Origin of the sequence: Pseudomonas sp. Irchel s3h17 (assembly GCF_900187505.1) — a bacterium.
Classification (GTDB): Bacteria; Pseudomonadota; Gammaproteobacteria; order Pseudomonadales; family Pseudomonadaceae; genus Aquipseudomonas.
Genome location: NZ_FYDL01000012.1, coordinates 170716 through 196344, shown reverse-complemented (window position 1 = coordinate 196344; position 25629 = coordinate 170716). Strand labels below are relative to the sequence as shown.

The window sequence follows — 25629 nt, the reverse complement described above, 5'->3', positions numbered from 1 at the left end:
TACGGGGCAGTTGGAAGGTATCAACAATCGAATCAAGGTCATCAAGCGGATGGCGTACGGTTATCGGGATAGCGAATTCTTTTTCATGAAGATAAAGAGCGTTTTTCCCGGTAATCCGTGAAGAACCAAAAAAATGCCCCGCACTTGGCTAATGCCGATCAGTTAAGCCAAAGACCAACTGAACATAGAGCCCGTGGCGAGGGAGCTTGCTCCCGCTGGGCTGCATAGCAGCCCCAAAACAGGGCCGCTTCGCGCCCCAGCGGGAGCAAGCTCCCTCGCCACGGGTTTCGTGCTCGGCTTTATTTCTCTTAACTGATCGGCATTACCCGCACGTGGCGGGGCATTTTTTTGTTCGACGATTAAGAATTACAACCCGTCGAGCATCGCCTTGTTGCGTACCGCACCCTTGTCGGCACTGGTGGCCAACAGGGCATAGGCTTTCAGTGCGGTGGTCACTTTACGCGGGCGCACTTCAACCGGTTTCCAGCCTTTCTTGTCCTGCTCGGCACGGCGTGCGGCCAGTTCCTCGTCGCTGACCAACAGGTTGATCGAGCGGTTCGGGATGTCGATCAGTACCTTGTCACCGTCCTGCACCAGGCCGATGGCACCGCCGGCAGCGGCTTCCGGTGACGCGTGGCCGATGGACAGGCCCGAAGTACCGCCAGAGAAACGGCCGTCGGTGAGCAAGGCGCAGGCTTTGCCCAGGCCTTTGGATTTCAGGTACGACGTCGGGTAGAGCATTTCCTGCATGCCCGGGCCGCCTTTCGGGCCTTCGTAGCGAATGATCACGATGTCGCCGGCCTTCACTTCGTCGGCGAGGATGCCGCGCACGGCGCTGTCCTGGCTTTCGAAGATCTTCGCGTTGCCTTCGAACACGTGGATCGACTCGTCGACACCTGCGGTCTTCACCACACAGCCGTCCAGGGCGATGTTGCCGTACAGCACGGCCAGGCCGCCTTCTTGCGAATAGGCGTGCTCGACGCTGCGGATGCAGCCGTTTTCACGGTCGTCGTCCAGGGTTTCCCAGCGGGTCGACTGACTGAACGCGGTCTGGGTCGGGATACCTGCGGGGCCGGCCTTGAAGAAGTGATGCACCGCTTCATCGGTGGTCTGGGTGATGTCCCACTTGGCGATGGCTTCTTCCATGCTGCGGCTGTGCACGGTCGGCAGGTCGGTGTGCAGCAGGCCGCCACGGGCCAGCGAACCGAGGATGCTGAAGATCCCGCCGGCGCGGTGCACGTCTTCCATGTGGTACTTCTGGATGTTCGGCGCGACCTTGCACAGTTGCGGCACGTGACGCGAAAGACGGTCGATGTCCTTCAGGTCGAAGTCGATCTCGGCTTCCTGGGCGGCGGCCAGCAGGTGCAGGATGGTGTTGGTCGAGCCGCCCATGGCGATGTCCAGCGTCATGGCGTTCTCGAATGCCTTGAAGTTGGCGATGTTGCGCGGTAGGACCGACTCGTCGTTTTCGCCGTAGTAGCGCTTGCACAGCTCGACGATGGTACGGCCGGCCTGCAGGAACAACTGCTCGCGATCGCTATGGGTGGCCAGGGTCGAACCGTTGCCCGGCAGGGCCAGGCCCAGCGCTTCGACCAGGCAGTTCATCGAGTTGGCGGTGAACATGCCGGAGCAGGAACCGCAGGTCGGGCAGGCGCTGCGTTCGTATTCAGCGACTTTCTCGTCAGAAGCGCTGGAATCGGCGGCGATGACCATGGCGTCGACCAGGTCCAGGCCGTGGGAGGCGAGCTTGGTTTTACCGGCTTCCATCGGGCCACCGGAGACGAAGATCACCGGGATGTTCAGGCGCAGGGCCGCCATCAGCATGCCGGGGGTGATCTTGTCGCAGTTGGAGATGCAGACAATGGCGTCGGCGCAGTGGGCGTTGACCATGTACTCGACGGAGTCGGCGATGATCTCGCGGCTCGGCAGCGAATAGAGCATGCCGTCATGACCCATGGCGATGCCGTCATCGACCGCGATGGTGTTGAATTCCTTGGCTACGCCGCCAGCACGCTCGATCTCGCGGGCAACCAGCTGGCCCAGGTCCTTGAGGTGGACGTGGCCCGGTACGAATTGGGTGAACGAGTTGGCAATGGCGATGATCGGCTTTTTGAAGTCGTCATCTTTCATCCCCGTGGCGCGCCACAGGGCGCGAGCACCGGCCATGTTGCGACCGTGGGTGGATGTTTTCGAGCGGTAATCAGGCATGGAGCACTCCGGGCGGCAAATCAGGTATCAAATGGGGAGTGAGCTTCTATTGACCTCGGGAACACCCGGAAATGGCCGTGTGTCCGAAAGCTGCCGATGACTGTGCGGGATCGCCGCGCGCCTCAGCCTGAGCTCATAAACCCGCCGGGGGATGACTGGCGATGAATCGTTCGATTCTACACCGCTGGCGTCAGGAAGGAATGCCGGTGAGCGCGTGCGGGCGGCATATACCTTTGTAGGCGCGAGCGCGCACGCGAAAAACGCCAACGATGACGCGTTGTGCCTGATAGATCACGGTGCCAGATGTTTTTTCGCGAGCACGCTCGCTCCTACAGGGGGAACCGACACATCCGGACCCATTGCCACAACGACAACCCTCTTCTTCCAGCTTACCGTTTCTCTTCCGTCACCGAGGAGGACAATGGAATGTCCGATACACCACATGCCCATCACTTACGTGCCGGCCGTTATTCAGAATCCGGCCGCATCTACTTGCTCACGGCCGTCTCCCATCAACGACAACCGATCTTCAATGATTGGCGAATGGGTCGCCTGGTGGTGAGTCAACTCCGAAAAGCTCAAGAAACCGGCGCTGCCGACTCATTGGCCTGGGTAATCATGCCAGATCACCTTCACTGGCTGGTTGAGTTACGCAACGGTGATTTGCCGAAATTAATGCAAGTGACGAAATCTCGCTGTGCACGGCTCATCAATCAACAACGAGGCTGTTATGCACCTGTATGGCAAAAGGGATACTTCGATCGGGCCCTGCGTCGCGAGGATGACCTCAGGGTGATGGCCCGCTACATCATTGCCAATCCCTTGCGAGCAGGACTGGTTACAAGTCTCGGCGACTATCCGCTGTGGGATGCCATCTGGCTCTGAAACATTCCCAGGCAAATACGGCTCGCTGTAGGAGCGAGCTAGCTCGCGAAGAACGTCAACGATAACGCAGCGCTTCTGGAAGCCCGTGTCGCCGATGCGCTTTTCGCGAGCAAACGGAGCGCCGCCCGGCTCGCTCCTACAGTGAATCTAGCCGTCAGCTGTTAGGCAACAACCGGCAGGTAATGCTCTTGATGTAGCGGGTTTCGGCGATCGCCGGGTGTACCGGGTGGTCCGGGCCCTGGCCGCCGCGTTCCAGCAGCTGGATGTTGCGGTCCAGATGGCGGGCGCTGGTCAGCAGGATGTTCTGCAGGTCGTCTTCGGGCAGGTGCATCGAGCACGAAGCACTGACCAGGATGCCGTCCTTGGTGAGCAGGCGCATGGCTTGCTCGTTCAGGCGGCGGTAGGCGCCTTCACCGTTCTTCATGTCTTTCTTGCGTTTGATGAACGCCGGCGGGTCGGCCACGATCACGTCGAAACGTTCTTCGCTGGCTTTCAGTTCCTTGAGGGCTTCGAACACGTCGCCTTCGATGCAGGTCATCTTGTCGGCGAAACCGTTCAGCGCGGCGTTGCGCTCGACGCCGTCGAGGGCGAAGGCCGATGCGTCGACGCAGAACACTTCACTGGCGCCGAACGCGGCAGCTTGCACGCCCCAGCCGCCGATGTAGCTGTACAGGTCCAGTACGCGTTTGCCTTTGGCATACGGTGCCAGGCGCGCGCGGTTCATGCGGTGGTCGTAGAACCAGCCGGTTTTCTGTCCCTGGATGACCGGCGCTTCGAATTTCACGCCGTTCTCTTCCAGGGCCACCCACTCCGGCACCAGGCCGAACACGGTGTCGACGTAGCGCTCGAGGCCTTCTGCGTCGCGTGCCGCGGAGTCATTCTTGAACAGGATGCCGCTCGGCTTGAGCACTTGGGTCAGCGCGGCGATCACGTCTTCTTTATGGGCTTCCATGGTCGCCGAAGCGATCTGTACCACCAGGATGTCGCCGAAACGATCGACTACCAGGCCCGGCAACAGGTCGGAGTCGCCATAGACCAGGCGGTAGAACGGCTTGTCGAACAGGCGGTCACGCAGCGACAGGGCCACGTTAATGCGATGCACCAGCAGCGACTTGTCGAGCGGCAGCTTGATGTCGCGCGACAGCAGGCGCGCGCAGATCAGGTTGTTCGGGCTCATGGCGACGATGCCCAGGGGCTTGCCACCGGCAGCTTCCAGTATCGCTTGATCGCCCGCCTTGAAGCCGTGCAGTGGGGTGGCGGCTACGTCGATTTCGTTGCTGTAGACCCACAGGTGACCGGCGCGCAGGCGACGGTCGGCGTTGGCTTTGAGGCGCAAGCTTGGCAGGGACATAACGTCGCTCCAGGTGAAAAAAAGAGCGGGATTATAGCGCTAGATGGGGGCTTGCAGCGCGGTTGTTTATAGGCGTTGCGTCGGACAGATCGCCCATATGGCGGTTTTTTTCCGCTAGAATCGATCACTTGCCCAGAGTGAGTACTTATGTCCCAAGAGCTATCTTCCGAACAGATCCAGCAGGCCCTGCAAGGCATCAGCGTACCGCCTCAACCGCAAATCATGGTGGATTTGCAGATGGAGCAGTACATGCCCGACCCGGACCTGGAAGTGATCGCGAAGCTGATCTCCCAAGACCCCGGCCTCTCTGGCGCCTTGCTGAAAATCGTCAACTCGCCGTACTTCGGCTTGAGCAACAAGATCGCGTCGATCCAGCGTGCGGTAAACCTGCTGGGCAGCCGTTCGGTGATCAATATGATCAACGCGCAGTCGATCAAGGGCGAGATGAATGACGACACCATCGTCACCCTCAACCGGTTCTGGGACACCGCCCAGGATGTGGCGATGACCAGCCTGAGCCTGGCCAAGCGCATTGGTTCGCAGGCGGTGGACGAAGCCTACGCCCTGGGGCTGTTCCACGATTGCGGCGTGCCGCTGATGCTCAAGCGCTTCCCCAACTACATGTCGGTGCTGGAAGAGGCCTATGCCAGCGCGAGCGCCGAGTGCCGGGTGGTGGACACGGAAAACCGTGCGTTCAACACCAACCACGCCGTGGTCGGCTACTACACCGCGAAGTCCTGGCGCTTGCCGGAGCACGTGACCCACGCCATCGCCAATCATCACAATGCGCTGGCGATCTTCAGCGATGAGACGTCGCGCAACAGCCAGTTGAAGAACCTGCTGGCAATCCTGAAAATGGCTGAGCACATTTGCGCGTCGTACCGGGTACTGGGCAGCCAGGTCGAAGATCATGAGTGGGACAGCATCGGGCATCTGGTGCTCGACTATGTCGGCCTCTCGGACTACGACTTCGAAAACCTCAAGCAGACGATTCGCGAGCTCGGCGCTCACCACTGAGTGTCGGACCTTTCCTGAGCCGAGTACGCCATGCCCGAATTGCCAGAAGTCGAAACCACCCGCCGCGGTATTGCGCCCTACCTTGAAGGCCAGCGTGTCAGCCGCGTGATTGTGCGCGAGCGGCGCTTGCGCTGGCCGATTCCGGAGGACCTCGATGTACGCCTTTCCGGGCAGCGCATCGTGGGGGTGGACCGCCGTGCCAAGTATTTGCTGATCAATGCCGAAGTCGGCACCTTGATCAGCCACTTGGGCATGTCGGGTAATTTGCGCCTGGTGGAGATCGGGCTGCCAGCGGCCAAGCATGAGCATGTGGACATTGAGCTGGAGTCCGGCCTGGCCCTGCGCTACACCGACCCGCGACGTTTTGGCGCGATGCTCTGGAGTCTCGACCCGCTGCATCATGAATTGCTGATTCGCCTCGGCCCCGAGCCGTTGACTGACCTGTTCGACGGTGAGCGGTTGTTTCAGCTGTCGCGGGGACGCTCCATGGCGGTCAAGCCCTTCATCATGGACAACGCCGTGGTGGTAGGGGTTGGCAATATATATGCGACCGAAGCGCTGTTTGCCGCCGGGATCGATCCGCGCCGCGAGGCCAAGGGGATTTCCCGGGCGCGCTACCTGAAGCTGGCGATCGAGATCAAACGCATTCTGGCCGCGGCCATCGAGCGCGGCGGCACCACCTTGCGTGACTTCGTTGGCGGTGACGGCCAGCCGGGCTACTTCCAGCAGGAACTGTTCGTCTACGGCCGGGGCGGGGAAGGCTGCAAGGTGTGCGGGACAGAGCTTCGAGACGTGAAGCTGGGGCAGCGCGCGAGTGTGTTTTGCCCACGGTGCCAGCGCTGACAGCAGGGCGTGATAGCCCGCAAGTGCGCCCTTTCAGGCGCGACAGGGTTCAAGCCTTACCGGTAATTTTCCGGTACTTCACCATCAACTGCTCTTCAGTTTCCGGATGGGCTTCGTCCAGCGGAATGCAATCCACCGGGCAAACCTGCTGGCATTGTGGTTCGTCATAGTGGCCGACGCACTGGGTGCACAGGTTCGGGTCGATCACGTAGATCTCTTCGCCCTGGGAGATGGCGGCGTTCGGGCACTCGGGTTCGCAGACGTCGCAGTTGATGCAATCGTCGGTGATGATCAGGGACATTGTGGGGCTCCTGCCGGGGCTGTCGACCCAGGCATCTGAAAACTAATGCGCACAATTGTGCCGCATTGACGAGCGCAGTGCACGCGGGGGCGATGGAGGGCAAAAAACGTCCGGGCCGGGCGCGGACGTTTTTCGGTCGTTACTTCTTGAAGCGCAGGGTCAGGGCATCGGCCACGATAGGGTGGACGAACTTGGTGATATCGCCGCCCAGGGCTGCAATTTCACGAACCAGCGTCGACGAAATAAACGAATAACGCTCGGAGGGCGTGAGGAACAGGCTTTCGACATCCGGGGCCAACTGGCGGTTCATGTTGGCCAGCTGGAACTCGTATTCGAAGTCCGACACGGCGCGCAAACCACGCAGGAACACGTTGGCATTCTGCTCTTTGGCGAAGTGCGCCAACAGCGTCGAAAAGCCGACGACTTCGACGTTCGGCAGATGCTTGGTGACCTCGCGAGCCAGTTCCACGCGCTGTTCCAGGGGAAACAGCGGGTTTTTCTTCGGGCTGGCGGCGACGGCGATGATCACGTGGTCGAACAGGCGCGAGGCGCGTTCGACCAGATCGCCATGGCCCTTGGTAATAGGGTCGAAGGTACCTGGGTACAACACTCGGTTCATCGCGTCGTCCTGGCGGGAATCCGTTGGGGAGTCGGATGGTATCGCAGCATTCCCGGTCGGCCAAGCCACCTTTGCGGTAAGAAAGCACTATAGACGCTGCGAATAATCGATTTTTTCATGCGTTTTTTAAACGCTCCGCCAGTGCGCTGGCCAATTGTGCGGTCAGCCCATAGACCGACAATTGTGGGTTGGCACCAATACTGGTGGGGAACAGCGAGCCGTCGTGAATCGACAGGTTGCTCAGTTGATGGTGACGGCCAAGGCTGTCGGTGACGGCGTTTTTCGGGTTTTCACCCATGGCGCAGCCGCCCATCACATGGGCGCTGCCCAGGCGGGTGCGGTACAGCTCAAGGCTCAGGCCGTCGATCATGGTGCGGGCTTCGGCCAGGGTTTTCACGTAGCGCGCGTCGGCGTGCATGGGCATGACGGCCTTTGCGCCCCCGGCGAACTGGATCTCGGCCATGCTGTGAAACGCCCGGCGCAGGCCATCCCAGGCATAGTCCGACACCTGGTAGTCGAGCACGGGCGTGTTATCGCCACGCAACTCGACGCTGCCGCCGGTGCTGTCGGGGTGAAAACCGTCGCGCATCAGCGCCAGCATCGCGTGGGTGTGCGGCAACTGGTGCATGTGCTCGGCGCTCTCGGTACCAAAGCCACCGAGCAGGGTCGCCGCCAATGCCGGGTGTAACGGTGGTACTTCCAGCTTGTAGGACATCTTGCCGGTGGTGCCGTCCTGCCATTGGAAATGGTCGGAGTAAATCGATTGCGGCGCGCCGTAGAACGGGTTGATCACGTTATCGAACAGCCCGGCGGACATGTTCACCGGGTGCAGGAAGGTGCGTTTGCCCAGGCGCGCATGTGGGTCTGGCGCCCTGGAGCGCAGGAGCAGCGCCGGGCTGTTGATGCCGCCGCCGGCCAGCACGTAGTGGCGCGCCTTGACGGTGATGGTGCGTCCGGTCGGGGCCACGCAACGCTCGTCCATTGCCACGCACTGCAGGCCGGTGACCTTGTCGTCCTTGATCAGCAGTTGTTCGGCGCGGGCCAGGTAAAGCAGTTCGCCGCCTTTTTCCAGCGTGGCGGGGATGGTGGTGACGATCATCGATTGCTTGGCATTGGTCGGGCAGCCCAGGCCGCAATAGCCCAGATTCCAGCAGCCCCGCACGTTGCGCGGGATCACGTGCCAGCTGTAGCCGAGTTGTTCACAGCCTTTCTTGATCACATCGTTGTTGGCGTTGGGTGGCACCAGCCAGGGGGCGACGCCAAGGCGCTGCTCCATTTTCTCGAACCAGGGCGCCATCTCGGCCGGGCTGTGGCCTTTGACGTCATGCTCTTTGGCCCAGTGTTCCAGGGTCGGCTCGGGGGTGCGAAAGCTCGAGGTCCAGTTGATCAGTGTCGTACCGCCTACCGCGCGCCCCTGGAGGATGGTGATCGCACCGTCCTTGCTCATGCGGCCGATGCCTTCCTGGTAGAGGTTGGTGTAGGCCTGGTCTTCCAGCATCTTGAAGTCGCTGCTGGTCTTGAGCGGGCCTTCTTCAATCAGCAGCACCTTGTAGCCGGCGGCGCTGAGGATTTCGGCGGTGGTACCGCCGCCCGCGCCGCTGCCGATGATGGCAATGTCGGCTTCCAATGTCAGGTCATTGGCCAGTTGCGAGCCATTGTAGGTTTTCCAGCCGCGGGCCATGCCTTCGCGGAACGGGTCGGGTACAGGCATCTGGGACTCTCTTTTTATTTTGAGTAGTGGAGTGAGGCAGACAGCCCCATCACAGGCGAACCACGGTCTTACACGGTGGGTGGGCCGGGATAGCCGCAATGTGCCCATGACTCGGCGCGGCTGTACCAGGCCATCATCACCAGTTGCAGGATCGAGCTGTGGCCCATGCGCAACAGACTCAGGGAGCTATTTTCCCAGCGTTGCAGGAAGTGGCGGATGTCATCGCCGCTGGCGTTCTCCCAGGCACCCCAGATTCCGGTCAAGGGGCCGCGGGTGACGGGCATGGCGAGCACGTCGAACAACTGCTGGGTCAGCTTGAGCATTTCTGGCGATAAATGATTGAGGCTGTCATCCAGCGATTTCAGGGTGCCCTCGAGGGCAGTCGGCATCTTCTCGGGCGCGATGGCGCCGTCGAGCATCACCGGGAGCAGGGCCCGCAGAAACGGCAGGTCGCTGCTGCGCAGTACCGCAAAGCCGCTGGCCGGGGTGCTGGCCGAGCAACCGCTGAGGCTGGCGCCAAGGCCTGCGGTGGCGAGGAAGGCGGTGGCGCCAAGGCTGAACTTGAGCAGGCCGCGCCGTGACAGCGCGGGGGAATCGGACAGACTGGGGTTCATTATTGTTATTACCCGGCAATGGAATGTCAGCGGATGAACAGCTTCTGAATCAGCTTCTGGATGGATTTGCCGTAAGGCGGGTAAATCAGTTTCGCTGCGTTGAAGCGCTGCTTGATCAAGACACCCTTGGCCTTGCTGAAGGTCAGGAAACCTTCATGACCATGGTAGTGGCCCATGCCTGACGCGCCGATACCGCCAAACGGCATGTCGTCCTGGGCCACATGCAGCAGGGTGTCGTTCAGGCACACACCGCCGGAATGGGTGTGCTGGAGGACGCGGTTCTGTGCGGCCTTGTCGTAGCCGAAATAGTAGAGCGCCAGCGGACGCGGCCGTTGGTTGATGTAGGCGAAGGCGTCATCCAGCGTTTTGTAGGGCACGATCGGCAGCACCGGGCCAAAGATCTCGTCCTGCATCACAGTCATGTCGTCGCTGACATTGAGCAGCAGGCTGTGGCCCATGCGCCGCCCCTGGTCCTGCTCGAACATCGGCACCAGCAACGCGCCCTTGCTGGTGGCGTCGCTGAGGTAGCCGTGCAGCCGCGCCAGTTGGCGGTCATTGATGATGGCGGTGTAGTCGGGGTTGTCCGCGAGGGTCGGGTAGAACCCGCGAACCGCCTGGCGATAGGCTTCGACAAAGGAGCCGACCCGTTCTTCAGGCACCAGCACATAGTCGGGCGCGACGCAGGTTTGTCCGGCGTTGAGGGTCTTGCCGAACGCAATGCGCTCGGCGGCGTCCTTGAGCGGTACGTCGTGGGACACGATGGCCGGGGATTTGCCGCCCAGTTCCAGGGTGACGGGTGTCAGGTGTTCGGCCGCGGCCCGCATCACGTGTTTGCCGATGCTGGTGGCCCCGGTAAACAACAGGTGGTCGAACGGCAGGCGGGAGAAGGCGATGCCCATGTCCGCTTCACCCAGGACCACGCACACCAGGTCTTCGGGGAACACTTTGGCCAGCAAGGTCTTGAGCAGGGCGCCTGTGGCGGGCGTGGACTCGCTGAGCTTGAGCATCACCCGGTTGCCGGCCGACAGGGCGCCGACCAGCGGCCCGATGGCCAGGTACAGCGGATAGTTCCACGGCACGATGATCCCGATCACCCCCAGTGGCTGATAGACCACCTTGGCCTTGGCCGGCTGAAACGCGGCGCCGACCTTGCGCGGGGAGGCTTTCATCCAGCCCTTGAGGTGTTTGCTGGCGTAGTGGATGCAGTGCAGGCTCGGCATCAGTTCGGCGAGCAGGGTTTCATCCGCGCTGCGGTTGCTGAAATCCTGGCTGATGGCGTCGATCAGGGCCTGGCGCTCGTCACTCAACAGGTCACGCAGAGCCTTGAGCCACTGCTGGCGCTGCGCCGCGGGCGGCATCGGGTTGGCCGCGTATGCCTGACGCTGGGCGGTAAACAGGTCGTTAAGCTCGTTCAAGGCCTGCTGGGCGTTTTGCAGGTAGGCAATGTCGGCGGTCATGGTGGCTCCGATTATTGTTAGACTGGAGAAGTTTTTAGAGTCTATGCTCTAAAAAGTCAAATGATTACCTCGGGAAGCGATGATTTATCCGTCGACGGATAGGTCGTAAGATGCCCATCAACGCACTCTGGATTAAAGCCCAAGCCATGGCCCCACGGATAAAAACCAGCGAGCGCATCGTGCAGAACAGCCTTGAGCTGTTCAATCAGCAGGGCGAACGCAGCGTCAGCACCAACCATATTGCCGCGCACATGGAGATTTCTCCGGGCAACCTGTACTACCACTTCCCCAACAAGCAGGCGATCATCGCCGTGTTGTTCAGTGAGTACGAGGCGTTGGTCGAAAGCTTTCTGCGTCCGCCCCAGGGCCGTGCGGCCACGGTTGCGGACAAGCGCTTCTATTTGCAGGCGTTGCTGGCGGCCATGTGGCGGTACCGGTTCCTGCACCGGGACCTGGAGCACCTGCTCGACAACGATGCCGAGCTGGCGGCCCGCTACCGGCGCTTTTCCCAGCGCTGCCTGATCCAGGGCACGGCGATCTACGCAGGCTTTGTCGAGGCCGGGATCCTGCGCATGGACAAGGTGCAGATCGAATCCCTGACGCTCAATGCCTGGATCATCCTGACCTCCTGGGTGCGCTTCCTGTGCACGACCCGGGAAAACTCCAGCCACCTGAGCGAGCAAGCCATCAAGCGTGGCGTTTATCAGGTCCTGGTGCTGGAAGCCGGGTTTGTCACCGAGCAGGCGCGCGAAGAGGTGAGTGCTTTATTCGAGGAGTTTTACGTGCCATTGGCCCAGGCCCTCGAAGAAGTGCAGTAGCATCGAACTCAGACTTACTCACAGGAGCCTGCCATGTCCATCGCGCAACTGATCAGCCCTACTGCCCTGGAACAGAAAAAAGACCAGGCCGGGCTGGTGATACTGGATTGTCGTTTTGCCCTCGAAGATCCGGATTACGGCCAGCGCAGCTATGCCGAAGGGCATATCGCCGGTGCCGTGTTCGCCGATCTGGAGCGCGACCTCAGTGGCCCGGTGATCAAGGGCGTGACCGGCCGCCACCCGTTGCCTGCGGCGCAGTCGCTGATCGAGCGCCTGCAAGCCTGGGGCATCAGCAATGACAGTGAAGTGGTGCTGTATGACGACGGCCCCGGTGCCTTTGCCGCGCGGGCCTGGTGGTTGTTGGCATGGTTGGGCAAGCGCGACGGCGTGTTCATCCTGGATGGCGGCCTCAAGGCCTGGCACATCGCGGGCCTGCCGCTGAGCCTGGATGCGCCGACCAGGATCCGCGGGACCTTCCACGGCACGCCGGACCCGAGCTTGCTGCTCAGTGCCGAGAAACTGCAACAGCGCCTCGGGCAACCGTCCATGACCTTGCTCGATGCCCGTGGGTTGCCGCGCTTTCGTGGTGAGGTCGAGCCCATCGACCCGGTTGCCGGGCACATCCCCGGGGCTCAATGTGCGGCGTTCACCGACAACCTCGGCGCGGATGGGCGCTTCCTGCCTGCCGACCAACTCAAGCAGCGCTTTGCCGAAAAGCTCGGTGACCGCTCGCCCACCGAATTGGTGGCGTACTGCGGTTCCGGGGTGACGGCCTGCCACAATCTGTTCGCCTTGTGCCTGGCCGGCTATCCGCTGGGGGCACTGTATGCCGGTTCGTGGAGCGAGTGGATCACGGACCCCGCGCGCGCGATTGCCACCGGCGACTGAGACGTCAGACCGGCCACTGTCCGAGGTCGATTCAGTTTCGGCCAGGGGCCGGTAGCCAGAAACGGATCGGCTCGCCCGGATTAGCCTTGTCCGCGAGCCGATTGAACCAGCCAATCGGGAATGCGCCGCTCCAGGTAGTAACCGGGAGTGTGCAGCGAGCCGTCGACAAAACCGACATGCCCACCCTTGGCCTGCAGTTCAAATTGCGTGCAGGCCGACAGTTCGCTGGACACCGGCAAGCTGTAGGGAAAGACAAACGGATCGTCAGCCGCCTGGATAATCAACGTCGGCGTGCGGATTTCACCGAGGAAATAGCGGCTGGAGGCACGGCGGTAGTAGTCGTGCGCGTCTTCGAAGCCATGCAGCGGCGCGGTGACCCGGCCATCGAAATCCCAGAAGGTGCGCATGTTGTCCAGCGAGCCCAGTTGGGCCAGCGTCGCCAGGCCCTCGTGACGGCCGTCGAGGAGGAACTGCCGCTCTTTGATCTTGATGTAGGCCAGCATCTCGCGCATGAAGTGCGCCTGGTAGACCTTGGAAAAACCCTGGCCGATACGGTCGGCGCACTGGTCCAGGCGAAACGGCACCGAGACCGCCACGGCGCCCTGCAACTGGCTGTCACTGCCGGTTTCGCCCAGGTGCTTGAGCAGCACGTTGCCCCCCAGTGAATAGCCAACCGCGTACAGCGGCGCTAACGGGCGTGTCGCGCGCAGGTGATTGATCGCCGCCGCGAGGTCTTCGCTGACGCCGGAGTGATAGCTGCGTGGCAACCGGTTCGGTTCGCCCGAACAGCCGCGCCAGTTCAGCGCGACGCTGGCCCAGCCCCGGGCGGACAAGGCTTTTTGCAGGCCGGCGACGTAGGGTGAGTTCGACGATCCGGTCAAGCCGTGCAGCACCAGCACCAAGGGCGTTTCAGCGCTGTGCGGTCCATGCCAGTCGAGATCGAGGAAATCGCCGTCATCCAGCCACAGGCGTTCGCGTTGTCGGTCCAGGTGCGTGGTTTTACGCCACAGCGGCCCCCACAAGGTTTGCAGGTGCGGGTTGCCGAGGCCGAAGGCGGGGGTGAAGCAGTTTGGCGGTGTAGGCACGGTTGTACTCGATGCAGCGGTGCGAAACCTGTGCGCACCGGTTTCAAGCCGGTCGGTTAACCGGCGATCTCTGCCAGACGATGCCACAACGCGTAGTAGACCCGCCCGGATTTTTGCTCGCGGTGCAGGCGCCAGGCTCCCGGCAGGCCGAGGGTCGAAGGTGCGTTTTCGCTTTCCGTGTAGATCCACGCATCGTCGGCCAGCCATTGCCGCTCTTCCAGCAGGGTGCAGACGGCGGGCAGCAGGTTCTGGTTGAACGGCGGGTCCAGGAATACCAGGTCGTAGGCGCTGGCCGGCTGGGTTTCCAGGTAACGCAGGGCGTCGGCGGTTTGCACCTGGCCGACGGTGCAGCGCAGGGTGCCCAAATGCTCCTTCAGGCTGGAAACCGCCAGGCTGCTGGCATCCAGTGCCTGGCCCATGGCTGCGCCACGGGACAGGGCTTCGAGAAACAGCGCGCCGCTGCCGGCGAACGGGTCAAGCACCTTGGCCCCGGCTACGTAGGGCGCGAGCCAGTTGAACAGGGTTTCGCGCACGCGGTCCGGCGTCGGGCGCAAGCCCGGGGCGTCCGGGAAGCTCAGGCGACGGCTACGCCATTCGCCACCGATGATGCGCAATTGGTTCACGCCGTTGTGGACGTTGTGAGTGGGTTTCTTGGGACGCGATGGACTGGCCATTAATGCTCCGGAACCCCGAGCGGCTGCTCGGAAGGTTTGTCAGTAGGGGCCGGTAACGGCTTTTGCGGCACGGTAGGGCCAACGGTGACGATGACCATTTTATCCATGCTCAGGTGTTTATTCATGGCGGCGGTGACCTGTTCGACGGTCAGGTCCTGCGACTGCTGCATGAAATCCTCAAGGTAGGTCAGCGGCAAGTCATAGAAACCCATGGCGCCCAGTTGGCCGACGATATCGGCATTGCTGGCGGTGGACAGTGGGAAGCTGCCGGCCAGTTCACGCTTGGCATCGTCGAGCTCTTTCGGGGTCGGACCGGTTTTAAGATAGTCGGTCATGACGTCCTGTACCAGCTTGAGCGTGCCCTCGCTCATTTCAGCGCGGGTTTGCAGGTTGATCATGAACGGACCCCGGGCCTGCATCGGCGAGAAGCCTGAGTAGACGCCATAGGTCAGGCCGCGTTTTTCACGGACTTCGCTCATCAGCCGGGTGCCGAAACCACCGCCCCCCAGAATCTGGTTACCCATGGAGACGGCCGCGTAGTCCGGATCGTCACGGTCGATACCCAATTGGGCAAGCATCAGGTTGGTCTGCTTGGACGGAAACTCGACGCGGCTGGTGCCGGGCTTGGGCTCCACTGGCTGTTCGATCTTGGCCAGCGCAGGGCCTTTGGGCAGGGCGACGGAGACCTGGGCGGCAATCGCTTCGGCCTCGCTGCGCGACAGGTCGCCGACCAGCGCGATCACCACGTTGCCCGCCGCATAGGCCTTGGCGTGGAAGGCCTTGAGTTGCGCCAGGGTGATGTGTGGAATGCTCAGCGCATTGCCGTCGCTGGAGTGGGCATACGGATGCTGGCCATACAGGCGGCGCATCAGTTCCAGGCTCGCCACTTTCGCCGAGTTCTGCTTCTGGTATTCGAAGCCCGCGAGCATCTGGTTCTTGATCCGTGCCAGCGAGTCGGCCGGGAACGTCGGGCTGCCCACCACTTCAGCGAACAGCTTGAGGGCGGGTTCGCGTTTGTCTACCGCGCTCAGGCTGCGCAGCGAGGCAACGGCCATGTCCTTGTAGGCACCATTGCCAAAGTCGGCACCCAGGCCTTCGAAACCCTCGGCGATCTGGCTGACATCCTTGCCGGCGACGCCTTCGTTGAGCATCGCGTTGGTCAGCATCGCCAGCCCTGGCTTGTCGGCGTCCTGGCTGCTGCCGGCGGCGAAAATCAGGCGCATGTCGAACATTGGCAGTTCGGGTGCGGCCACGAACAGCACTTTTGCGCCTTCAGCGGTTGTCCAGGTCTGAACGTCCAGCGTGCGATGGCTCGGCGCCTTGCCGTTGAGTTCGGCCAGCGATTGCAGTTTCTGGCTGGACTTGGCCTTGTCGAAGGCTTCGCTGGCCAGGGACTCATCGGTCCTGGAGAAATAGAAGGCGGCAGAGCCGATCAGGGCGACGGCGATCAGGCCGATCAGCGCCCGGCGCGGTGGTTTACGCTCACTCATGAGTCGTCTCCTGTGGCAGAACATGGGCGACGCTGAGACGTTCGCGGGTGAAGTAGAGTCGGGCAGCCTTCTGGATGTCTTGCGGGGTCACGCTTTCCAGTTCGGCGAGTTCGTTGTCCATCAGTTTCCAGGACAGGCCGACGGTTTCCAGTTGGCCGATGGCGGTGGCCTGGCTGGTAATCGAGTCTCGCTCGTAGACCAGGCCGGCAATCACTTGGGCCCGCACGCGCTCCAGCTCTTCAGCGGACGGCTGCGTGGTCTTGAGCTGCTCCAGCAGTTTCCACAGGCCGGCTTCAGCCTGGGCCATGGTTTTGTGTTTCTGGGTGTTGGGGGTTGCCGACAGGGTGAAGAGGCTGTCGCCGCGGGTATAGGCGTCATAGCTCGACGAGCCACCCGACACCAGTTCTTCGCCGCGTTCCAGTTGGGTCGGGATGCGCCCACTGTAGCCGCCATCCAGCAGGGCCGCGATCAGTCGCAGGGCGTTCACCGAGCGTTTGTCTTCGGTGGTGGCGATGCTTGGCACGTTGAAGCCCAGCATCAGGGCCGGCAGTTGGGTCTGCACTTTCAGGGTAATCAAGCGTTCGCCGGGCTCGGCCAGCTCTCGCGGAATCTTGGCCGGTGGCACGTCGCGCTTGGCGATCGGCCCGAAGTAGCGCTGTGCCAGGGTTTTGACTTCGTCCGGGGTCACGTCGCCGACCACCACCAGTGTGGCGTTGTTCGGTGCGTACCAGGATTCATACCAGTGGCGCAGCTCTTCAACCTTCATGCGGTCCAGGTCGGCCATCCAGCCGATGGTCGGCGTGTGGTAGCCGCTGGCCGGGAAGGCCATGGCCTTGAAGCGCTCGAAGGCCTTGGACATCGGCTTGTCGTCGGTGCGCAGGCGACGTTCTTCCTTGATCACTTCGATTTCGCGGCTGAACTCATCGGCCGGCAAGCGCAGGGTGGCCATGCGGTCGGCCTCCAGTTCAAACGCCACGCCCAGGCGATCGCGGGCCAGCACCTGGTAGTACGCTGTGTAGTCATCGCTGGTGAAGGCGTTTTCTTCGGCGCCCAGGTCGCGCAGGATCAACGATGCTTCGCCGGGGCCGACTTTCTCGCTGCCCTTGAACATCATGTGTTCCAGTGCGTGGGACAAGCCGGTCTGGCCGGGGGTTTCGTAGCTGGAGCCGACCTTGTACCAGACCTGGGAAACCACCACCGGGGCGCGATGGTCTTCGCGCACGACGACCTTGAGGCCGTTGTCGAGGGTGAATTCGTGGGTCGGTTGAGGGTCGGCAGCCAAAGCCGAAAGGGGCAGACAAACTGTGCTGAGCAGCAGGCCTGCGGCGCGGCGGGCTAGAGCATTCATTCGTTTTTAAACCTGTTGGGCTGCCCGCTTGGTCTTAGCGTCGGCGGGCGAGGAGGTGCTAGGATACTGATCCGATTTAACGGCGGCCACGCCTATCAGGCCTTTGATCGGTCGGTAGGTTGTATGGGTTTACGGAAGAAGCTTTGGGTTTATCAGCTAAACTCTGCGTTTTCGCCGACGATGCCGCTGCAGTCCTTCGTGTTAGTCGACCTTTGAGGTGCCGTTGGGCACTTCGACAAAATGTTGCGCGTGAACAAGCTGGGTCAAACGCAGTCTGTTCTGCATCGAATATTCAATTGCCGAGGCGCCACATTGGCGCGTCGCTACCGTGAGATAGCCGTCCTCCATGTTTGGTTCCAACGACGACAAGAAGAACCCAGCTGCGGCTGGCGAAAAGAAAAGCCTGTTCGGATGGCTGCGCAAAAAGCCGCAGGAACCCGTCGTCGAACAGCCACAGGCGCTTCCCGAGGTTGCGCCCGAGCCGGTTGTCAACGCCGCGCCGGTTGCCGAAGCACCGGCTCCCGTGGTGGTACAGGCGGTCGAGCCGGTACTGCAGCCGGTCGTCGAACCGCAGCCTGAGGTGGTGATCGAACTGCCGCCTGTCGCCGAAGTCGCGCATAAGCCATGGTTGACCCTGCCCGTACCGGAAGAGCCGGTTGCGTTGGTCGAAGACGAGCAGGCGCCCCATATCACGCCACCGATTCCTGCACCGACCGTGGTCCAGCAAGCCGTAGAGCTGTTGGTGGGCGAGCCGAAGCCGCTGGTCGAACCGACGCTCGAGCCGCTGGAAGTTGAAGAGCCTGACCTGCCACAGCCGATCATCGCCGCGTTTGTGGCGCCAGAGCCTGTGCCAGCCCCGGTTCCAGCTCCAATCCCGGTTGTAACCCCAGCCCCGATCACTGCCGTGCCAACTCCGGTCCCAGTGACCGCGCCAGCCCCGATCGCCGCCGAGCCTGCACCAATGCCGGTTGCAGCGGTCGCCGCAGAACAGGAAGCGCCTCAACCTGCGCGCACTGAAGAGGCCAAGGCCGGCTTTTTTGCCCGCCTCAAGCAAGGTTTGTCAAAAACCAGCGCCAGCATTGGCGAGGGCATGGCCAGCCTGTTCCTGGGCAAGAAGATCATCGATGACGAGCTGCTCGAAGACATCGAAACCCGCCTGCTGACCGCTGACGTGGGGGTCGAGGCGACCTCGGTGATCATCCAGCGCCTGACCCAGAAGGTTGCGCGCAAGGAACTGGCCGATGCCGATGCCCTGTACAAATCCCTCCAGGCCGAGCTGGCTGAGATGCTCAAGCCGGTCGAGCAGCCGCTGAAGATCGTGGCGCAGAACAAGCCGTTCGTGATTCTGGTGGTTGGCGTCAATGGCGCCGGCAAGACTACTACCATCGGCAAACTGGCGAAGAAGCTGCAGCTCGAAGGCAAGAAAGTCATGCTCGCGGCAGGTGACACCTTCCGTGCCGCGGCGGTCGAGCAGTTGCAGGTCTGGGGCGAGCGCAACAAGATCCCGGTGATCGCCCAGCACACAGGCGCCGACTCGGCTTCGGTGATCTTCGATGCCGTGCAGGCCGCCAAGGCTCGCAACATCGATGTCTTGATCGCCGACACCGCCGGTCGCCTGCACACCAAAGACAACCTGATGGAAGAGCTGAAGAAGGTTCGCCGGGTGATCGCCAAGCTCGACGCCGACGCGCCGCACGAGGTGCTGCTGGTGCTCGACGCCGGTACCGGTCAGAACGCCATCAACCAGGCCAAGCAATTCAACCAGACGGTCGAGCTGACGGGCCTGGCCCTGACCAAGCTCGATGGCACGGCCAAAGGTGGGGTGATTTTCGCCCTGGCCAAGCAGTTTGGCCTGCCGATTCGCTACATCGGTGTCGGTGAAGGCATCGACGATTTGCGTACTTTTGAAGCAGAACCCTTTGTCCAGGCACTGTTTGCCGAGCGGGAGCGTTCATGATTCGTTTCGAACAGGTCGGTAAGCGCTACCCGAACGGTCACGTCGGCTTGCATGAGCTGAGCTTTCGAGTCCGTCGTGGCGAGTTTTTGTTTGTGACCGGTCACTCCGGGGCCGGTAAAAGTACCCTGTTGCGGCTGTTGCTGGCCATGGAACGCCCAACCTCAGGCAAGCTGCTGCTGGCCGGGCAGGACCTGTCGACCATCAGCAACGCGCAGATCCCGTTCCTGCGTCGGCAGATCGGCGTGGTGTTCCAGAACCACCAGTTGCTGTTCGACCGCACGGTGTTCAACAACGTCGCCTTGCCGTTGCAGATCCTGGGCTTGTCCAAGGCGGAGATCGTCAAGCGCGTGGACTCGGCCCTGGAGCGTGTGGCGTTGTCGGACAAGACCGACCTGTACCCGGGTGACCTGTCTACCGGTCAGCAACAGCGTGTCGGCATCGCCCGTGCCATCGTCCATCGCCCGGCCCTGCTGCTGGCGGACGAACCGACCGGTAACCTCGATCCGCGGCTGGCGGCGGAAATCATGGGTGTCTTTGAAGACATCAATCGTCTGGGCACCAGTGTGCTGATCGCCAGTCACGACCTGGCGCTGATTGCCCGCATGCGTCATCGCATGCTGACCTTGCAACGTGGCCGATTGATCGGCGATGGGGAGGCCGCGGTATGAGTGCTACCCGCAGTCCGAAGGTTTCCGAGCGAGTGGCCCCGAAGGCCGCCGATCCGCAACCGCAAAAGAATAACCGTGACGAAGACGATGGCCCGGATTTCAAGACCTTGCTGCATGCCTGGATTGAAAGCCATCGCGCCAGTCTGCTCGACAGCCTGCGCCGCCTGGGCAAGCAGCCGATTGGCAGCTTCTTCACCTGCCTGGTGATGGCGGTTGCCCTGAGTTTGCCGATGGGTCTGTCACTTTTGCTGAATAATGTCGAGCGTCTGGGTGGCTCCTGGCAGCGTGCGGCGCAGATTTCGCTGTACCTGCAACTCGACGCCAGCGCCAGCGAAGGCGAGCAACTGCGCGAGCAGATCAATGCCCTGCCGGGCGTGGCCGAGGCCGAGTACATCAGTCGCGAACAGGCGCTGGAAGAATTCCAGCAGCAGTCGGGACTGGGTGAAGCGCTCAAGGAATTGCCGGAAAACCCGCTGCCTGGCGTGGTGCTGGTGACGCCGAAGGAGGTCGACAAAGCGGCGCTTGAAGCATTAAGACAAAGACTTTCCGAGATGCCAAAGGTACAACAGGCGCAACTTGATCTAGTCTGGGTCGAGCGTTTGGCGGCGATACTCAAGCTGGGCGAGCGGTTTGTCTTCGGTCTGACCGTGTTGCTGGTTTCTGCATTACTTTTGGTGATAGGCAATACCATTCGTCTTCATATTGAAAACCGCCGCACCGAGATAGAAGTGATTAAACTGGTCGGCGGCACTGACAGCTATGTGCGCAGGCCTTTTCTGTACATGGGGGCGCTGTATGGCTTCGGCGCGGGGTTCCTTTCCTGGGGTGTCCTGGCATTCGGCCTCAACTGGCTGAATGACGCGGTCACAGGGTTGGCTGGCCTGTACGGCAGTAATTTCGCACTGGCCGGGGTGCCGGCAGCCGATGGTCTGTCTCTCTTGCTAGGTGCGGTGTTGTTGGGGTATATCGGTGCGTGGATTGCGGTGGCACGCCATTTGAGAGAGCTTGCCCCGAAGTAGTGTCTTTTTGCTTGTATGTCCTTTCAGCGTGTAGGGGAACTTGTCCTTCGGTTTCCGGTCAATTTTCGCAGTGCTGAACTGCACGAGTTATGTGAGTCGGAGGTTTTTTCGTATGACCACTTCTTTGCAACCTGCTTATGCTCTGGTCCCAGGCGCGAACCTGGAGGCTTATGTGCACACGGTGAACAGCATTCCATTGCTGACACCAGAGCAGGAGCGTGAACTGGCCGAGAGTCTCTACTATGAGCAGGATTTGGGGGCGGCTCGGCAGATGGTGCTCGCCCACCTGCGTTTTGTTGTACATATTGCCCGCAGCTATTCCGGCTACGGCCTGGCCCAGGCTGACCTGATCCAGGAAGGCAACGTTGGCCTGATGAAAGCGGTCAAGCGCTTCAACCCCGAGATGGGTGTGCGCCTGGTGTCTTTTGCCGTGCACTGGATCAAGGCGGAGATCCACGAATTCATCCTGCGCAACTGGCGCATCGTGAAAGTCGCCACCACCAAGGCTCAGCGCAAACTGTTCTTCAACCTGCGCAGCCAGAAAAAACGCCTGGCATGGCTGAACAACGATGAAGTCCATCGCGTGGCTGAAAGCCTCGGCGTGGAGCCGCGGGAAGTGCGCGAGATGGAAAGCCGGCTGACCGGTCACGACATGGCGTTTGACCCGGCTGCCGAAGCGGATGACGACAGTGCATTCCAGTCGCCGGCCAACTATCTGGAAGACCACCGGTACGACCCGGCGCGTCAACTGGAAGATGCCGACTGGAGCGACAACTCCTCCAGCAACCTGCATGAGGCGCTGGACGTGCTGGACGACCGCAGCCGCGACATTCTCTACCAGCGCTGGCTGGCAGAAGAGAAAGCCACGCTGCATGACCTGGCGCAGAAGTACAACGTCTCGGCCGAGCGTATCCGTCAGCTTGAAAAGAGCGCGATGAACAAGCTCAAGCTGTCGATTGCCGCGTAACGTTCTTGCTGGCAATAAAAAACGCCCTGATCACTGATCGGGGCGTTTTCGTTTGTGGTGCCTGATCGTAATCGGCAGAAAGGACTTATTGAGACCACGGCGCCCGGCGCGAATCGTTGAGCCCCAGCAGGTAACTGTCCCCGCCCAGTTGACTCATCTGCCGCCGAATCCAGCCGGCACGGCGTGCGACATAACTGCTTGGATGGCTGGCGCTCCAGACCCGTGGGTTGGGCAGTACCGCAGCCAGCAGGCTGGCTTGCTGGCGGTTCAGTGAGCGGGCACTGATGCCAAAGTGATGCCGTGCGGCCGCTTCGGCGCCAAACACGCCCTCATCCCATTCCACGCTGTTGAGGTACACCTCGAGAATCCGCTGCTTGGGCCAGAAGATTTCGATCAGCGCGGTAAACCAGGCTTCCAGGCCCTTGCGCAGCCAGCTGCGACCCGACCACAGGAACAGGTTCTTGGACACTTGCTGGCTCAGGGTGCTGGCGCCGCGGATCGAACCGCCGCGTTCGTTGTGGGCAAAGGCGGCCTGGATGGCGCCAAAGTCAAAGCCCCAGTGCTCGGGAAACTTCTGGTCTTCGCCGGCCATGACCGCGACCTTCAGGTCGTCGGAGATGTTGTCCCACGGCTCCCAGTCACGTTGCAGGTCAATGGGCTCGCCATCGAACCAGGATTCGATCTTGCGCTCGACCATCAGCGTGGTTCCCGGTGGCGGGACAAAACGGAACACCAGCACCAGCAACACGCTGCCGCCCACGAACCAGAGCAGGACTTTCGCGAAGCGTTGGAGAAATATACGCAGCATAGATGATGGCTTGGCCGAACCCGTCGAGCCGGCCATTATACAGACCCTGCCCAATGAATCTGACTGGAGTTCCTCATGCTGCGTGGCTTTTTGATGCTGGCCGCTTTCTTCGGTTTTACCGGCGTCGCCCTGGGCGCATTTGCCGCCCATGGCCTCAAGGGCCGCCTGAGCAGCGAGTACCTGGCGATCTTTCATACCGGCGTCACCTACCAACTGGTACACACCCTGGCGTTGCTGGGTGTCGCACTGCTGGCCACGCAGATTCCCGGACGGTTGATCACGTGGGCGGGCGTCTCGTTTGCCCTCGGAATCCTGTTGTTTTCCGGCAGCCTGTACCTGCTGACGCTTACGGGTGTCGGCAAGCTGGGCATCGTCACGCCCTTCGGCGGCCTGGCCTTCCTGGCTGGCTGGGTTTGCCTGGGGCTTGCCGCCTGGCGCCTGGGCTGACTTGCGGGTCCATTTCAAGACGAATGGCTTGGGTCGGCCTGACTGATCGGGCTAGAATGCTGGCCCCTAAAAATGATGGCGGCATCCGGCATGCGCATTCAGTTGAACGGCGAATCCCTTGAACTGCCCGACGGTGAAACCGTTGCGGCCCTGCTGACCCGTCTGGACCTGACCGGACGCCGGGTGGCGGTCGAACTCAACCTGGATATCGTCCCGCGCAGTCAGCATGCAGACACCGCGTTGAACGACGGCGACAACGTCGAAGTGGTGCACGCCATCGGCGGCGGCTAGCCGCCAAACACTGTGAAAACTGCTGCGCTCGGAAATACTGCGTTAAAAACAGGCTCGGAATGCTCATTTACAACCCGTAAACTCCGCTTCCTCGCCTGTTTTTGCCTTGTCTTTCCTTCGCTCGCGACGTTTTCACAGCGTTTGGTTTATAAGGAATTCTGCAAGTACCTCACCCCTATAGAGGATTTCCCATGAGCATCGTTCGCAGCGACAAGCCTTTCGTCCTGGCCGGTCGTACTTACCAGTCGCGTTTGCTGGTCGGTACCGGCAAGTACCGTGACATGGAAGAAACCCGCCAGGCCATCGAAGCCTCGGGTGCCGAGATCGTCACCTTCGCCGTGCGCCGCACCAACCTTGGCCAGATCGAGGGCGAGCCGAACCTGCTCGAAGTGCTGTCGCCGGATCGCTACACCTTCCTGCCGAACACCGCCGGTTGCTACGACGCCATCGAAGCCGTGCGCACCTGCCGCCTGGCCCGTGAGCTGCTCGATGGCCATAACCTGGTGAAGCTGGAAGTGCTGGCTGACCAGAAAACCCTGTTTCCCAACGTGATCGAAACCCTCAAGGCCGCCGAAACGCTGGTCAAGGAAGGTTTCGACGTGATGGTTTACACCAGTGATGATCCGATCATCGCCCGTCAATTGGCGGAAATCGGCTGTATCGCGGTGATGCCGCTGGCCGGTCTGATCGGCTCCGGTCTGGGGATCTGCAACCCGTACAACCTGCAGATCATCCTGGAAGAAGCCAAGATTCCGGTGCTGGTGGATGCTGGTGTCGGTACTGCTTCCGACGCCACCATCGCCATGGAACTGGGTTGTGATGCCGTGCTGATGAACTCGGCCATTGCCCACGCCCAGCAGCCGGTCATGATGGCGCAAGCCATGAAACACGCCATTGTGGCAGGTCGCCTGGCCTACCTCGCCGGGCGTATGCCGAAAAAACTCTATGCCAGCGCCTCCTCGCCGCTGGATGGTCTGATCAAGTAAGAGCCATTGATGACTGAATCGAACGACACGCCAATCCAGACGGAAGAAGGCGAAGAGCGCCAACACCGCCGTATCAAGAGTTTCGTGATGCGCGCCGGGCGCATGACCGAAGGCCAGCAAAAAGGCCTGGAGCAGGGCACGCCGCTGTTCGTCCTGCCACTGGCCGATGCGCCGGTGGATTTTGACCAGGTGTTCGGTCGCTCGGCACCGCGCTCGCTGGAAATCGGCTTCGGCATGGGCCATTCGCTGCTGGAAATGGCTGCGGCTTCGCCGGACCAGGACTTCATTGGCGTTGAAGTACACCGTCCGGGTGTCGGTGCGCTGCTCAATGGCGTACTGACACAAGGCCTGACCAACCTGCGGGTCTACGATTGCGATGCGATCGAAGTGCTCAACCGTTGCGTGGCCGACAACAGCCTGGACCGCCTGATGCTGTTTTTCCCGGACCCGTGGCACAAGAGCCGTCACCACAAGCGTCGTATCGTTCAGGCGTCGTTCGCTGAGCTGGTGCGCAGCAAGTTGAAGGTTGGCGGTGTGCTGCACATGGCCACTGACTGGGAACCGTACGCCGAGTACATGCTGGAAGTGATGAGCGTCGCGCCGGGGTATCGCAACCTGGCCGAAGACGGCAAGTGCGTACCGCGCCCGGCCGAGCGCCCGATCACCAAGTTCGAACGCCGTGGCGAACGTCTTGGGCATGGCGTGTGGGATTTGAAGTTCGAGAAGCAGTCGTAGGAGCGAGCTTACTCGCGAAAAACTACAAAGCAGCGCGGGGCTTCAGATGCCCCGCGTTTTCGTTAACAATCATCGCGAGCAAGCTCGCTCCTACAGTGGATTTGTATAGGGCGCAGGGTCAGCGGCGGTCAGCGACCACGCCAATCAACACCAGCACCACCAGCAATACCGGTGCCAGGCTGTAGTTGTTGAATTGACTCAAACCCTTGACGATCAAGGGCGTGGCGTAGATCAGGGCCGCACCGCTGCCGATCACGCACAGCAGGGCCATCATCGGCACGCGCAAGGCGCCCGCGATGTTGCCCAGGCGTTGCTCGACCCAGCCTTTGAAGTCCGCGCCAAACAGCACCAGCAAACACCCCACCAATGCCAGAGCGATTTCTGACAGATTTCCGCGACTCCAGCGAGACACGGTGGCGAGCAGGTCGAGTACCAAATCCAT

At 61.5% G+C, this 25629-nt stretch carries 28 protein-coding genes; 14 read left to right on the top strand and 14 right to left on the bottom strand.

Features of this window, described 5'->3' with window-relative positions:
* Nucleotides 1–121, top strand: a 121-nt coding sequence (locus tag CKW25_RS19200; RefSeq protein ID WP_141228961.1) for a transposase, incomplete at its 5' end; no start/stop codon positions are given.
* A 245-nt stretch (nucleotides 122–366) separates the two neighbouring features.
* Here CKW25_RS19200 and ilvD read toward each other — a convergent pair.
* Nucleotides 367–2208: a dihydroxy-acid dehydratase gene (gene ilvD, locus CKW25_RS19195; RefSeq protein ID WP_095081580.1), complete on the bottom strand. Its 1842-nt coding sequence runs from the start codon at nucleotides 2206–2208 to the stop codon at nucleotides 367–369.
* 426 nt (nucleotides 2209–2634) lie between these two features.
* On the opposite strand from ilvD, the gene CKW25_RS19190 reads away from it, so the two are divergent.
* A complete protein-coding gene (locus tag CKW25_RS19190; RefSeq protein ID WP_095081578.1) occupies nucleotides 2635–3093 on the top strand; it encodes a transposase in 459 nt (152 codons plus the stop codon).
* 154 nt (nucleotides 3094–3247) lie between these two features.
* Here the strand turns inward: CKW25_RS19190 and CKW25_RS19185 are convergent, their stop codons facing one another.
* Complete coding sequence (locus CKW25_RS19185) at nucleotides 3248–4444, bottom strand: class I SAM-dependent rRNA methyltransferase (RefSeq protein WP_095081576.1); 1197 nt, start codon at nucleotides 4442–4444, stop codon at nucleotides 3248–3250.
* Between the two features lie 147 nt (nucleotides 4445–4591).
* On the opposite strand from CKW25_RS19185, the gene CKW25_RS19180 reads away from it, so the two are divergent.
* Nucleotides 4592–5461, top strand: a complete 870-nt coding sequence (locus tag CKW25_RS19180; protein WP_095081574.1) for an HDOD domain-containing protein — start codon at nucleotides 4592–4594, stop codon at nucleotides 5459–5461.
* Between the two features lie 30 nt (nucleotides 5462–5491).
* Nucleotides 5492–6304 (top strand): bifunctional DNA-formamidopyrimidine glycosylase/DNA-(apurinic or apyrimidinic site) lyase, encoded by an 813-nt coding sequence (gene mutM, locus CKW25_RS19175; protein ID WP_095081572.1) that lies wholly within the window; start codon nucleotides 5492–5494, stop codon nucleotides 6302–6304.
* Between the two features lie 49 nt (nucleotides 6305–6353).
* On the opposite strand, the gene CKW25_RS19170 is transcribed toward mutM, so the two are convergent.
* From CKW25_RS19170 to CKW25_RS19150, 5 genes are all read right to left on the bottom strand, one after another.
* The gene (locus CKW25_RS19170; RefSeq protein WP_095081570.1) at nucleotides 6354–6605 is read right to left on the bottom strand and encodes a YfhL family 4Fe-4S dicluster ferredoxin; all 252 of its coding nucleotides are present in this window, start codon (nucleotides 6603–6605) and stop codon (nucleotides 6354–6356) included.
* 139 nt (nucleotides 6606–6744) lie between these two features.
* Nucleotides 6745–7224, bottom strand: a complete 480-nt coding sequence (gene coaD, locus CKW25_RS19165) for a pantetheine-phosphate adenylyltransferase (protein WP_071552943.1) — start codon at nucleotides 7222–7224, stop codon at nucleotides 6745–6747.
* A 115-nt stretch (nucleotides 7225–7339) separates the two neighbouring features.
* Nucleotides 7340–8935, bottom strand: coding sequence for a GMC family oxidoreductase (locus CKW25_RS19160; RefSeq protein ID WP_095081568.1), 1596 nt, complete (start codon nucleotides 8933–8935; stop codon nucleotides 7340–7342).
* A 68-nt stretch (nucleotides 8936–9003) separates the two neighbouring features.
* The gene (locus CKW25_RS19155; RefSeq protein ID WP_095081566.1) at nucleotides 9004–9549 is read right to left on the bottom strand and encodes a twin-arginine translocation pathway signal protein; all 546 of its coding nucleotides are present in this window, start codon (nucleotides 9547–9549) and stop codon (nucleotides 9004–9006) included.
* 26 nt (nucleotides 9550–9575) lie between these two features.
* Nucleotides 9576–11006, bottom strand: coding sequence for a coniferyl aldehyde dehydrogenase (locus CKW25_RS19150; RefSeq protein WP_095081564.1), 1431 nt, complete (start codon nucleotides 11004–11006; stop codon nucleotides 9576–9578).
* Nucleotides 11007–11152: 146 nt separating this feature from the next.
* On the opposite strand from CKW25_RS19150, the gene CKW25_RS19145 reads away from it, so the two are divergent.
* Nucleotides 11153–11824, top strand: coding sequence for a TetR/AcrR family transcriptional regulator (locus tag CKW25_RS19145; RefSeq protein ID WP_095081587.1), 672 nt, complete (start codon nucleotides 11153–11155; stop codon nucleotides 11822–11824).
* A gap of 33 nt (nucleotides 11825–11857) precedes the next feature.
* A complete protein-coding gene (locus CKW25_RS19140; protein ID WP_095081562.1) occupies nucleotides 11858–12712 on the top strand; it encodes a sulfurtransferase in 855 nt (284 codons plus the stop codon).
* Between the two features lie 80 nt (nucleotides 12713–12792).
* On the opposite strand, the gene CKW25_RS19135 is transcribed toward CKW25_RS19140, so the two are convergent.
* The 5 genes from CKW25_RS19135 to CKW25_RS19115 form a co-directional block, all read right to left on the bottom strand.
* Nucleotides 12793–13797: a hydrolase gene (locus CKW25_RS19135; protein ID WP_095081560.1), complete on the bottom strand. Its 1005-nt coding sequence runs from the start codon at nucleotides 13795–13797 to the stop codon at nucleotides 12793–12795.
* 56 nt (nucleotides 13798–13853) lie between these two features.
* Nucleotides 13854–14471, bottom strand: coding sequence for a 16S rRNA (guanine(966)-N(2))-methyltransferase RsmD (rsmD, locus tag CKW25_RS19130; RefSeq protein WP_095081558.1), 618 nt, complete (start codon nucleotides 14469–14471; stop codon nucleotides 13854–13856).
* Nucleotides 14471–15961 carry a pitrilysin family protein gene (locus CKW25_RS19125; RefSeq protein WP_095081556.1) on the bottom strand — a complete coding sequence of 497 codons (1491 nt, stop codon included), beginning with the start codon at nucleotides 15959–15961 and terminating at the stop codon, nucleotides 14471–14473. The genes rsmD and CKW25_RS19125 overlap by 1 nt, the downstream gene beginning before the upstream one ends.
* Nucleotides 15954–17309 (bottom strand): pitrilysin family protein, encoded by a 1356-nt coding sequence (locus tag CKW25_RS19120; protein WP_095081554.1) that lies wholly within the window; start codon nucleotides 17307–17309, stop codon nucleotides 15954–15956. Before CKW25_RS19120 ends, CKW25_RS19125 begins: the two co-directional genes overlap by 8 nt.
* Before the next feature lie 201 nt (nucleotides 17310–17510).
* Nucleotides 17511–17657, bottom strand: a complete 147-nt coding sequence (locus CKW25_RS19115; RefSeq protein ID WP_172736571.1) for a hypothetical protein — start codon at nucleotides 17655–17657, stop codon at nucleotides 17511–17513.
* Between CKW25_RS19115 and ftsY the strand changes: the two genes are divergently transcribed.
* The 4 genes from ftsY to rpoH all read left to right on the top strand — a co-directional run bounded on the left by ftsY (nucleotide 17656) and on the right by rpoH (nucleotide 21920).
* Complete coding sequence (gene ftsY / locus CKW25_RS19110) at nucleotides 17656–19266, top strand: signal recognition particle-docking protein FtsY (protein WP_095081552.1); 1611 nt, start codon at nucleotides 17656–17658, stop codon at nucleotides 19264–19266. The genes CKW25_RS19115 and ftsY overlap by 2 nt on opposite strands.
* Nucleotides 19263–19934 carry a cell division ATP-binding protein FtsE gene (gene ftsE, locus CKW25_RS19105; RefSeq protein ID WP_060542425.1) on the top strand — a complete coding sequence of 224 codons (672 nt, stop codon included), beginning with the start codon at nucleotides 19263–19265 and terminating at the stop codon, nucleotides 19932–19934. Before ftsY ends, ftsE begins: the two co-directional genes overlap by 4 nt.
* Nucleotides 19931–20953, top strand: coding sequence for a permease-like cell division protein FtsX (gene ftsX / locus CKW25_RS19100; RefSeq protein ID WP_095081549.1), 1023 nt, complete (start codon nucleotides 19931–19933; stop codon nucleotides 20951–20953). Before ftsE ends, ftsX begins: the two co-directional genes overlap by 4 nt.
* A gap of 112 nt (nucleotides 20954–21065) precedes the next feature.
* Nucleotides 21066–21920 carry an RNA polymerase sigma factor RpoH gene (gene rpoH / locus CKW25_RS19095; protein ID WP_095081547.1) on the top strand — a complete coding sequence of 285 codons (855 nt, stop codon included), beginning with the start codon at nucleotides 21066–21068 and terminating at the stop codon, nucleotides 21918–21920.
* A gap of 85 nt (nucleotides 21921–22005) precedes the next feature.
* Here the strand turns inward: rpoH and mtgA are convergent, their stop codons facing one another.
* On the bottom strand, nucleotides 22006–22728 hold the full coding sequence (mtgA, locus tag CKW25_RS19090) for a monofunctional biosynthetic peptidoglycan transglycosylase (RefSeq protein ID WP_095081586.1): 723 nt from the start codon (nucleotides 22726–22728) through the stop codon (nucleotides 22006–22008).
* Nucleotides 22729–22803: 75 nt separating this feature from the next.
* Here mtgA and CKW25_RS19085 point away from each other — a divergent pair, with 75 nt between their 5' ends.
* The 4 genes from CKW25_RS19085 (at nucleotide 22804) to trmB (ending at nucleotide 25187) form a co-directional block, all read left to right on the top strand.
* A complete protein-coding gene (locus CKW25_RS19085) occupies nucleotides 22804–23175 on the top strand; it encodes a DUF423 domain-containing protein (RefSeq protein WP_095081545.1) in 372 nt (123 codons plus the stop codon).
* A 90-nt stretch (nucleotides 23176–23265) separates the two neighbouring features.
* The gene (thiS, locus tag CKW25_RS19080) at nucleotides 23266–23466 is read left to right on the top strand and encodes a sulfur carrier protein ThiS (RefSeq protein WP_162184594.1); all 201 of its coding nucleotides are present in this window, start codon (nucleotides 23266–23268) and stop codon (nucleotides 23464–23466) included.
* 191 nt (nucleotides 23467–23657) lie between these two features.
* A complete protein-coding gene (locus tag CKW25_RS19075; RefSeq protein WP_095081543.1) occupies nucleotides 23658–24452 on the top strand; it encodes a thiazole synthase in 795 nt (264 codons plus the stop codon).
* Between the two features lie 9 nt (nucleotides 24453–24461).
* Nucleotides 24462–25187, top strand: a complete 726-nt coding sequence (gene trmB, locus CKW25_RS19070) for a tRNA (guanosine(46)-N7)-methyltransferase TrmB (protein ID WP_095081542.1) — start codon at nucleotides 24462–24464, stop codon at nucleotides 25185–25187.
* A gap of 118 nt (nucleotides 25188–25305) precedes the next feature.
* On the opposite strand, the gene CKW25_RS19065 is transcribed toward trmB, so the two are convergent.
* A complete protein-coding gene (locus tag CKW25_RS19065; RefSeq protein WP_095081541.1) occupies nucleotides 25306–25629 on the bottom strand; it encodes a DUF3392 domain-containing protein in 324 nt (107 codons plus the stop codon).

What these genes read in the sequence shown, in the direction of transcription:
- rpoH (WP_095081547.1), top strand. Translation starts at nt 21,066, where the DNA reads ATGACCACTTCTTTGCAACCTGCTTATGCTCTGGTCCCAGGCGCGAAC.
- ftsX (WP_095081549.1), top strand. Translation starts at nt 19,931, where the DNA reads ATGAGTGCTACCCGCAGTCCGAAGGTTTCCGAGCGAGTGGCCCCGAAG.
- CKW25_RS19150 (WP_095081564.1), bottom strand. Translation starts at nt 11,006, where the DNA reads ATGACCGCCGACATTGCCTACCTGCAAAACGCCCAGCAGGCCTTGAAC.
- CKW25_RS19125 (WP_095081556.1), bottom strand. Translation starts at nt 15,961, where the DNA reads ATGAGTGAGCGTAAACCACCGCGCCGGGCGCTGATCGGCCTGATCGCC.
- rsmD (WP_095081558.1), bottom strand. Translation starts at nt 14,471, where the DNA reads ATGGCCAGTCCATCGCGTCCCAAGAAACCCACTCACAACGTCCACAAC.
- CKW25_RS19065 (WP_095081541.1), bottom strand. Translation starts at nt 25,629, where the DNA reads ATGGATTTGGTACTCGACCTGCTCGCCACCGTGTCTCGCTGGAGTCGC.
- thiS (WP_162184594.1), top strand. Translation starts at nt 23,266, where the DNA reads ATGCGCATTCAGTTGAACGGCGAATCCCTTGAACTGCCCGACGGTGAA.
- ftsE (WP_060542425.1), top strand. Translation starts at nt 19,263, where the DNA reads ATGATTCGTTTCGAACAGGTCGGTAAGCGCTACCCGAACGGTCACGTC.
- ftsY (WP_095081552.1), top strand. Translation starts at nt 17,656, where the DNA reads ATGTTTGGTTCCAACGACGACAAGAAGAACCCAGCTGCGGCTGGCGAA.
- ilvD (WP_095081580.1), bottom strand. Translation starts at nt 2,208, where the DNA reads ATGCCTGATTACCGCTCGAAAACATCCACCCACGGTCGCAACATGGCC.
- mutM (WP_095081572.1), top strand. Translation starts at nt 5,492, where the DNA reads ATGCCCGAATTGCCAGAAGTCGAAACCACCCGCCGCGGTATTGCGCCC.
- mtgA (WP_095081586.1), bottom strand. Translation starts at nt 22,728, where the DNA reads ATGCTGCGTATATTTCTCCAACGCTTCGCGAAAGTCCTGCTCTGGTTC.
- CKW25_RS19145 (WP_095081587.1), top strand. Translation starts at nt 11,153, where the DNA reads ATGGCCCCACGGATAAAAACCAGCGAGCGCATCGTGCAGAACAGCCTT.
- coaD (WP_071552943.1), bottom strand. Translation starts at nt 7,224, where the DNA reads ATGAACCGAGTGTTGTACCCAGGTACCTTCGACCCTATTACCAAGGGC.
- CKW25_RS19120 (WP_095081554.1), bottom strand. Translation starts at nt 17,309, where the DNA reads ATGAATGCTCTAGCCCGCCGCGCCGCAGGCCTGCTGCTCAGCACAGTT.
- CKW25_RS19160 (WP_095081568.1), bottom strand. Translation starts at nt 8,935, where the DNA reads ATGCCTGTACCCGACCCGTTCCGCGAAGGCATGGCCCGCGGCTGGAAA.
- trmB (WP_095081542.1), top strand. Translation starts at nt 24,462, where the DNA reads ATGACTGAATCGAACGACACGCCAATCCAGACGGAAGAAGGCGAAGAG.
- CKW25_RS19075 (WP_095081543.1), top strand. Translation starts at nt 23,658, where the DNA reads ATGAGCATCGTTCGCAGCGACAAGCCTTTCGTCCTGGCCGGTCGTACT.
- CKW25_RS19155 (WP_095081566.1), bottom strand. Translation starts at nt 9,549, where the DNA reads ATGAACCCCAGTCTGTCCGATTCCCCCGCGCTGTCACGGCGCGGCCTG.
- CKW25_RS19085 (WP_095081545.1), top strand. Translation starts at nt 22,804, where the DNA reads ATGCTGCGTGGCTTTTTGATGCTGGCCGCTTTCTTCGGTTTTACCGGC.
- CKW25_RS19180 (WP_095081574.1), top strand. Translation starts at nt 4,592, where the DNA reads ATGTCCCAAGAGCTATCTTCCGAACAGATCCAGCAGGCCCTGCAAGGC.
- CKW25_RS19185 (WP_095081576.1), bottom strand. Translation starts at nt 4,444, where the DNA reads ATGTCCCTGCCAAGCTTGCGCCTCAAAGCCAACGCCGACCGTCGCCTG.
- CKW25_RS19140 (WP_095081562.1), top strand. Translation starts at nt 11,858, where the DNA reads ATGTCCATCGCGCAACTGATCAGCCCTACTGCCCTGGAACAGAAAAAA.
- CKW25_RS19190 (WP_095081578.1), top strand. Translation starts at nt 2,635, where the DNA reads ATGTCCGATACACCACATGCCCATCACTTACGTGCCGGCCGTTATTCA.
- CKW25_RS19115 (WP_172736571.1), bottom strand. Translation starts at nt 17,657, where the DNA reads ATGGAGGACGGCTATCTCACGGTAGCGACGCGCCAATGTGGCGCCTCG.
- CKW25_RS19170 (WP_095081570.1), bottom strand. Translation starts at nt 6,605, where the DNA reads ATGTCCCTGATCATCACCGACGATTGCATCAACTGCGACGTCTGCGAA.